This is a genomic window from Galbibacter marinus, assembly GCF_000300875.1.
In the GTDB taxonomy this organism is placed as follows: domain Bacteria; phylum Bacteroidota; class Bacteroidia; order Flavobacteriales; family Flavobacteriaceae; genus Galbibacter; species Galbibacter marinus.
This window is the reverse complement of the sequence record NZ_AMSG01000017.1, coordinates 62,270-68,519: the sequence shown is the minus strand read 5'-3', so window position 1 is coordinate 68,519 and position 6,250 is coordinate 62,270. Positions and strand designations below refer to the sequence as shown.

At 35.0% G+C, this 6,250-nt stretch carries 5 protein-coding genes and 1 other RNA gene; 2 read left to right on the top strand and 4 right to left on the bottom strand.

What is annotated here, in order from left to right; all coding sequences use genetic code 11:
• Nucleotides 1–174: 174 nt before the first annotated feature.
• The 3 genes from I215_RS11480 to ssrA all read right to left on the bottom strand — a co-directional run bounded on the left by I215_RS11480 (nucleotide 175) and on the right by ssrA (nucleotide 1,998).
• Nucleotides 175–465, bottom strand: coding sequence for a MerR family transcriptional regulator (locus I215_RS11480; RefSeq protein WP_008992136.1), 291 nt, complete (start codon nucleotides 463–465; stop codon nucleotides 175–177).
• A gap of 126 nt (nucleotides 466–591) precedes the next feature.
• Entirely contained in the window at nucleotides 592–1,464 is an 873-nt protein-coding gene (locus I215_RS11475; RefSeq protein ID WP_008992135.1) for a hypothetical protein, read from the bottom strand.
• A 134-nt stretch (nucleotides 1,465–1,598) separates the two neighbouring features.
• Nucleotides 1,599–1,998, bottom strand: a transfer-messenger RNA (tmRNA) gene (gene ssrA / locus I215_RS15930).
• Between the two features lie 145 nt (nucleotides 1,999–2,143).
• Here ssrA and I215_RS11470 point away from each other — a divergent pair.
• Both I215_RS11470 and I215_RS11465 read left to right on the top strand, forming a co-directional pair.
• The gene (locus tag I215_RS11470) at nucleotides 2,144–3,346 is read left to right on the top strand and encodes an NAD(P)-dependent oxidoreductase (RefSeq protein WP_008992134.1); all 1,203 of its coding nucleotides are present in this window, start codon (nucleotides 2,144–2,146) and stop codon (nucleotides 3,344–3,346) included.
• A gap of 117 nt (nucleotides 3,347–3,463) precedes the next feature.
• The gene (locus tag I215_RS11465; RefSeq protein ID WP_008992133.1) at nucleotides 3,464–4,474 is read left to right on the top strand and encodes a 3-oxoacyl-ACP synthase III family protein; all 1,011 of its coding nucleotides are present in this window, start codon (nucleotides 3,464–3,466) and stop codon (nucleotides 4,472–4,474) included.
• Between the two features lie 109 nt (nucleotides 4,475–4,583).
• Here the strand turns inward: I215_RS11465 and I215_RS11460 are convergent, their stop codons facing one another.
• The gene (locus I215_RS11460; protein WP_008992132.1) at nucleotides 4,584–6,059 is read right to left on the bottom strand and encodes a sodium:solute symporter; all 1,476 of its coding nucleotides are present in this window, start codon (nucleotides 6,057–6,059) and stop codon (nucleotides 4,584–4,586) included.
• Nucleotides 6,060–6,250 lie beyond the last annotated feature (191 nt).

Genomic DNA, 6,250 nt, shown 5'->3' with positions numbered 1-6,250 from the left:
ACAGGTGGCGTCATTACTCCGAAATAGCCATCTCATATAAGGAATTTCAGGACTTTCCTGGGTATAAAGGTTTTCTTCATCCATTTGATAGATAAATTTTAATACCCTATATTCGCATATACGGTAGTTAATACTGTTGATTGAAAGAATTATTAATGCGTAAAGTCGGAAGCTTTACGCATTTTTTTTGCATTTAAGTTCTCGAAGAGAGTTGTCTTTGTTGAAGATTTGGTAATGATGAATTAAAATACCTCTATCACCAAAATTTTCTGCATTTAGTAGTCCTCTATCTATATAGTTATCTATGGTCTGGACCGAACGTCTACAGATTTTAGCAGCCTCTTTACGGGTGTAATACTTGGTAGTGTAATCTTCTTTGGGTCGATCTCTAATGTCTATAACTATCTTCTTGAGTTCAGACATTTGCTGCATTAAGATCTCATAAGGATTGTGAATTGTTTTCATTGCGTACTAATTTTTATTAATACAGCAATGTTATGACTCGTTTGAGGAACAAGCACTCAATATTGAGTTATTGAGTGAAAATTTAGGATTAATTAAGGCTATTTAGATATGATAGGGCATCAAAATCTATCTTGTTTTGATTATCTGCCATCTCAGAAGTTTTTTAGTGCCTTTAATATTAGAATACATACCGGGATCAATTCTATTGAGATGAAAATATTTGGCGGAAGCCTGGCAATAATAACTATCTTTTTTTCCTTTTATGATAACGTTTAAGGTTTCCAATTTGTACATTAGTATGGCAACTTGGGTTGCTGTAGTCTTATTATTTTCATCATAGAAATCATTTGTGATTAAAAGGGAATTTAATTTCTCAAAAGTTTTTTGCGATTTAAAATAATCTTTAAAACATTTATTTTCTAATTCAACTTTAGCTTTTATTTTTTTCTTTTCAGCGTCTCCAATTTTATTAAGATTCTTTTCAATATTTTTCACTAATCCAGTAGTGCCATTAATCTTTAAATTTAATGCATTACTAGTTTTATTAAATAGAAAATTTGTTTTAATAGATTTATCTTGAAGTAAATTTATGTCCTCTCGATTTTCAGAGATTCTTTTTTCACTTAAAAGAAATTTTTTATCTAAACTAATCTTAGGATTTTTTACTGTTCTAAAACTCTTCACCCAAAGTTTTTTACGATTAAAATAAATTAGATATAAAGTAAGGCAGATAAATAAACCGATAATTAAATTATGTGTCAGTTCACTTTCTATAGCTAAAGATTTGTATAGTCTAAAAATAAAAATTGGAAATATCAAAAATGCTAAGGATCCAATAACCCTAAACATATTATTGCCATGATCAAAATCTGAATATTCATTTTTGCAGGTAGGAATGAAAAAAGGAATAGTTGCTTTAATAGCTGGCATAATGGCCAGGGGCATATGCACAAAAGTGACAGCAGTTAAAACCGAAAGTAATATAAAGGTAGAATCCATAGTAAATTATGCTTTATTAGTATAAAAATACTAAATTCGAACGAAATAATAACACATAATAAATATATAGATTGTCAACCATTTTGTCAACGCAAAATAAAAAACCCCGTAAACACTGGGATTACGAGGCTTTTTAGTGGAGTCGGAGGGATTCGAACCCTCGTCCAAACAAGCAATTAAAATGCTTTCTACATGCTTAGTTTCCGATTAATTGTCGACTATTAGCTGACCGAAAACCGCCCACTAATAGCTTAGCTTCTTAAGTTTTGAAACTTTGTCGAAGCTACAAAGTTTCTATGTTGACTTTTATGGTGCCTCATGATGAGCCGCCATCAACAAGGGCTGCTCAGAGACATCTCGCCTTTCCGCCTTGCGGAAACGTGGCCAAAATCCTACTGTGAATTCAGATTAGGCAGCAAGAGCGTAGTTATTCTCGCCATTTAAAAAGGTTGAAATATGATATTTAAGAGCTGTATCTCAGCGCTCTGCATGCTTACAGGTCAATTAGACTCGCTGTCAAAACCAGTCGACCCCAATATGTTGATTAAAGAACGTATTATTTTAGAATTAGTAATTGTGATTAATTCTAAAAGGGTTGCAAATGTAATACATTTTATTGGAAACTTGTACATTTACATCCAAGCACGTATTTTAGAGCAAATTTTATACCAAATATTTTATGAAGATTGGAATTATCAAAGAGCGCAAAACTCCGCCAGATCGTAGAGTAGTATTGAGCCCTGAGGCCTGTCAAATTGTCAAAGAAAAATTTCCAAAAGCAGAAATTCTTATAGAGCCTTCATCAATACGAATATTCAACGACCAGGCCTATGCAGATGCAGGATTTGAGGTTACTGAAGATATGAATCAATGTGATGTGTTATTAGGCGTAAAAGAAGTGCCGATTGAAGCTTTGATACCCAATAAAAAGTATTTTTTCTTTTCCCATACTATTAAAAAACAATCTTACAATCGTAAGCTACTACAAAGAGTATTAGATTTAAATATAGAATTGTACGATCATGAGGTGATCACAAATTCAGATGGACAGCGCTTGGTTGCTTTTGGTCGTTATGCTGGTATTGTAGGAGCCTACAATGGCATTCGGACTTATGGGCTAAAATTTGATCTTTTTGACCTTCCAAAGGCAGAAACTTTATCTGGAATAGATAGTTTGATCAGCGAATTAAATAAAATAACTCTCCCGAATATAAAAATTGTTGTCAGTGGAAAAGGACGTGTCAGTGGTGGAGTGAAAGAAATTTTGGATGCAATGAGAATCCGTGAAGTGGATGTAACGGATTATCTAAATACCTCCTTTGATGAGGCAGTTTATTGTCAAATCGAGGTTTTGGATTATAACAAAAGAAAGGATGAAACAGATGCCAGTATTGCTGATTTCTATGAAAATCCACAAGAATATGAGTCCGACTTTATGCGTTTTGCGGTTTGTAGCGATATGTATATTGCAGGGCATTTTTATGCTGATGGTGCACCGTACCTTTATACAAGAGAACAAGTGAAATCTCCTGAGTTTAAAATAAAGGTTGTTGCGGATATTAGTTGTGATATAGATGGGCCAGTAGCAACAACCATACGACCATCCACCATTGCGGATCCTATTTATGGATATGACCCAATTTCAGAGCAAGAAATCAACTACAAAAACCATGATGCTATCGCTGTGATGGCTGTGGACAATTTACCCTGCGAAATCCCTGCGGATGCTAGTGAAGGATTTGGAGAGAGTTTTATAAACCATGTAATCCCAGCACTGTTAAATCAGGATAAAGATGGTGTGCTACAACGAGCCAGAATGACCTCAGCAGGCAGATTAACCAAACGATATAGTTATTTACAGGACTATGTAGATCGAAAGTAATGTTTTACATGTTCTGATATTTCACTATATGTTAATTATGTGTAACTTGCAGGGCTGATTTATATTGTTTTCACAAAACAATAACTCGTATTTTAATATTTATAAAGCGCGCAATACATGTACAATTCAAAAATTACAGGATTAGGATATTATGTGCCTTCCAATGTGGTATCCAATGATGATTTATCCAAAATTATGGACACCAATGATGCTTGGATTCAAGAAAGAACTGGAATAAAAGAACGACGTCATGTTGAAAAGGATGGAGGAGAAACCACAACTAGTATGGGTGTCGAAGCGGCAAAAGTCGCCATTGAGCGTTCTGGTTTAGACAAAAATGATATTGACTTTGTGATTTTTGCTACACTGAGTCCTGATTATTATTTTCCTGGTCCTGGTGTTTTAGTACAACGGGATTTAGGGCTTAGAACAGTAGGTGCTCTGGATGTAAGAAACCAGTGTTCTGGTTTTGTGTATGCACTCTCAGTTGCCGATCAGTATATTAAAACAGGGATGTATAAAAACATCCTCGTGATTGGTTCGGAGCTTCACTCTAAAGGATTGGATATGACTACGCGAGGAAGAGGAGTTTCAGTGATCTTCGGAGACGGTGCGGGTGCTGCAATATTGAGTAGAGAAGAAGATACCACCAAAGGGATACTATCCACGCATTTGCACTCCGAAGGAGAACATGCAGAACAATTGGCCCTTATCGCTCCTGGAATGGGAAAACGTTGGGTTACTGATATATTGGAAGATGAAGATTCTGAGAATCCTTCTTATTTTCCTTATATGAATGGACAATTTGTTTTTAAACACGCTGTTGTTCGCTTTAGTGAAGTAATTGTAGAAGCATTAGAGGTGAACAACTTAACCAAAGAGGATATAGATCTTTTGGTACCACATCAAGCAAATCTTAGAATTTCTCAGTTCATACAACATAAATTTAAGCTTTCCGATGACAAGGTGTATAACAATATTATGAAATATGGAAACACCACCGCTGCATCGATTCCGATTGCTTTGACTGAGGCTTGGGAACAAGGAAAGATTAAAGAAGGGGATACAGTAGTTTTGGCAGCTTTCGGTAGTGGATTTACCTGGGCAAGCGCTATTATCAAGTGGTAGGATAAGAACATTAAAAGTTACAATTTTTAACACATAAAAAAGCAATGGTCTTTTAGTAAACTAAGAACCATTGCTATTTTTTTGGTACAATTTCTATTGGTCCAGAACCCTACTCTCCCACAAGTTTCTTGTCATCTGTGGTGCGTATTAGAACTAAGAATATAACAGTGATCAGGGCGTTTATAAACACGTTCATAAAGCCAAGATCAAAATTAAAATAGTGAATCAGTAACTCATTGGTGATATAAGTTAATACAGGTGCAATAACACAAATAATAGGGGTGAATTTATCCTTTATTCTAACCTTGGTGAAAATCCCTAATAGAAATAGACCTAGAAGAGGCCCATAAGTGTACCCTGCCACTTTGAAAATGCTTGTAATAATATCACCAGTGCTATTTGCAAAGGCGGACATTATTGCAAACACAACTAAATTAAATCCTAACAAAACCATGTTTTTAGTTTTCCTTTTCTCTTGAGGAGATTTTTTTTCCATATCTAAGAAATCGTATGAAAAAGAAGTTGTCAGAGCTGTCAAGGCGGAATCAACACTTGAAAAAGCTGCTGCTGTAATCCCCATAATAAAAGTAATGGCAGCTGCCAACCCAAAATTATTTAAAGCAAGCATTGGAAAAAGATCGTCTGTGTTTAGGAAGGTTCCGTTGTTATCCACAGCCAAGGATATTCCATGATTTTCTGCATATATATAAAGTAACACTCCCAAACATAAGAATAAAAACTGTGTGATTGCTAGGATAAAGCTAAATACCAAAGCATTCTTTTGAGCATCATAAGGTGATTTACAAGTGAGGGTTTTCTGCATCATATTTTGATCCAATCCCATCATAGCAATGGCGATAAGTATACCGGCTATAATCTGTTTAAAGAAATTGTTTCCAGATTTAGGATCCCAGTCAAATATTTGAAAATATTTATGAGAAGTCATGGTGTCGATGGTCTGCGCTAGGCTTAAATCCATTGCATCTTGAATGGCAAATATTGATACAAGGGCTGCGGCAATTAAAAACGTAGTTTGACAAGCATCAGTCCATACGATAGTCTTTATTCCTGATTTGTTAGTATATAACCAAATAATAACCAAGATGATAACAACCGCTATATGAAATGGAATCCCTAGTGGATCAAAAAGCGCATAATCTAATACTTTGACCCCCAGAAGTAGTCTTAATGCGGCACCAAAGGACTGCGAGATGATAAAAAACAGCGACCCAGTCTTATAGGAGTAGAACCCAAATCTATTAGAAAGATAGGTGTAGATGGATACTAATTTTAGTTTATAGTATATGGGGATTAAGACAAAGACGATGAAACTATAGCCTATCATGTTCCCTAAAACAAATTGGAAATAGTAAAGGAAGTTATTAGAAACCATCCCTGGAATGGAGACAAAAGTAACCCCTGACATGGCTGCCCCAATCATTCCATAGGCAACTAGAGGCCAAGGAGATTCACGATCTCCAGTGTAAAAAGCATCGCTTCCAGAGGTTCTCGATACAATACGAGAAATTCCAGCGAGGAGTAAAAAGTAAGCTATAAATACGGCTAGGAACAAGGTGGTATTCATGAAAAGGTCGTTTTATAATTGTTTTCAACGGTAGCTTAATAGGGTTATAAACCTAGTGGATAGGAATTATTTTAACCAAATAAGACGATGGTAAGATACATTTATTTCGGTAATCTGACATGTAAAATGATTAAAAATGCAATATTTATGCAGCAATTAATAAAAAAATGCTTTAATTTTACGTGTTAACG

What these genes read in the sequence shown, in the direction of transcription:
- I215_RS11480 (WP_008992136.1), bottom strand. Translation starts at nt 465, where the DNA reads ATGAAAACAATTCACAATCCTTATGAGATCTTAATGCAGCAAATGTCT.
- I215_RS11475 (WP_008992135.1), bottom strand. Translation starts at nt 1,464, where the DNA reads ATGGATTCTACCTTTATATTACTTTCGGTTTTAACTGCTGTCACTTTT.
- I215_RS11470 (WP_008992134.1), top strand. Translation starts at nt 2,144, where the DNA reads ATGAAGATTGGAATTATCAAAGAGCGCAAAACTCCGCCAGATCGTAGA.
- I215_RS11465 (WP_008992133.1), top strand. Translation starts at nt 3,464, where the DNA reads ATGTACAATTCAAAAATTACAGGATTAGGATATTATGTGCCTTCCAAT.
- I215_RS11460 (WP_008992132.1), bottom strand. Translation starts at nt 6,059, where the DNA reads ATGAATACCACCTTGTTCCTAGCCGTATTTATAGCTTACTTTTTACTC.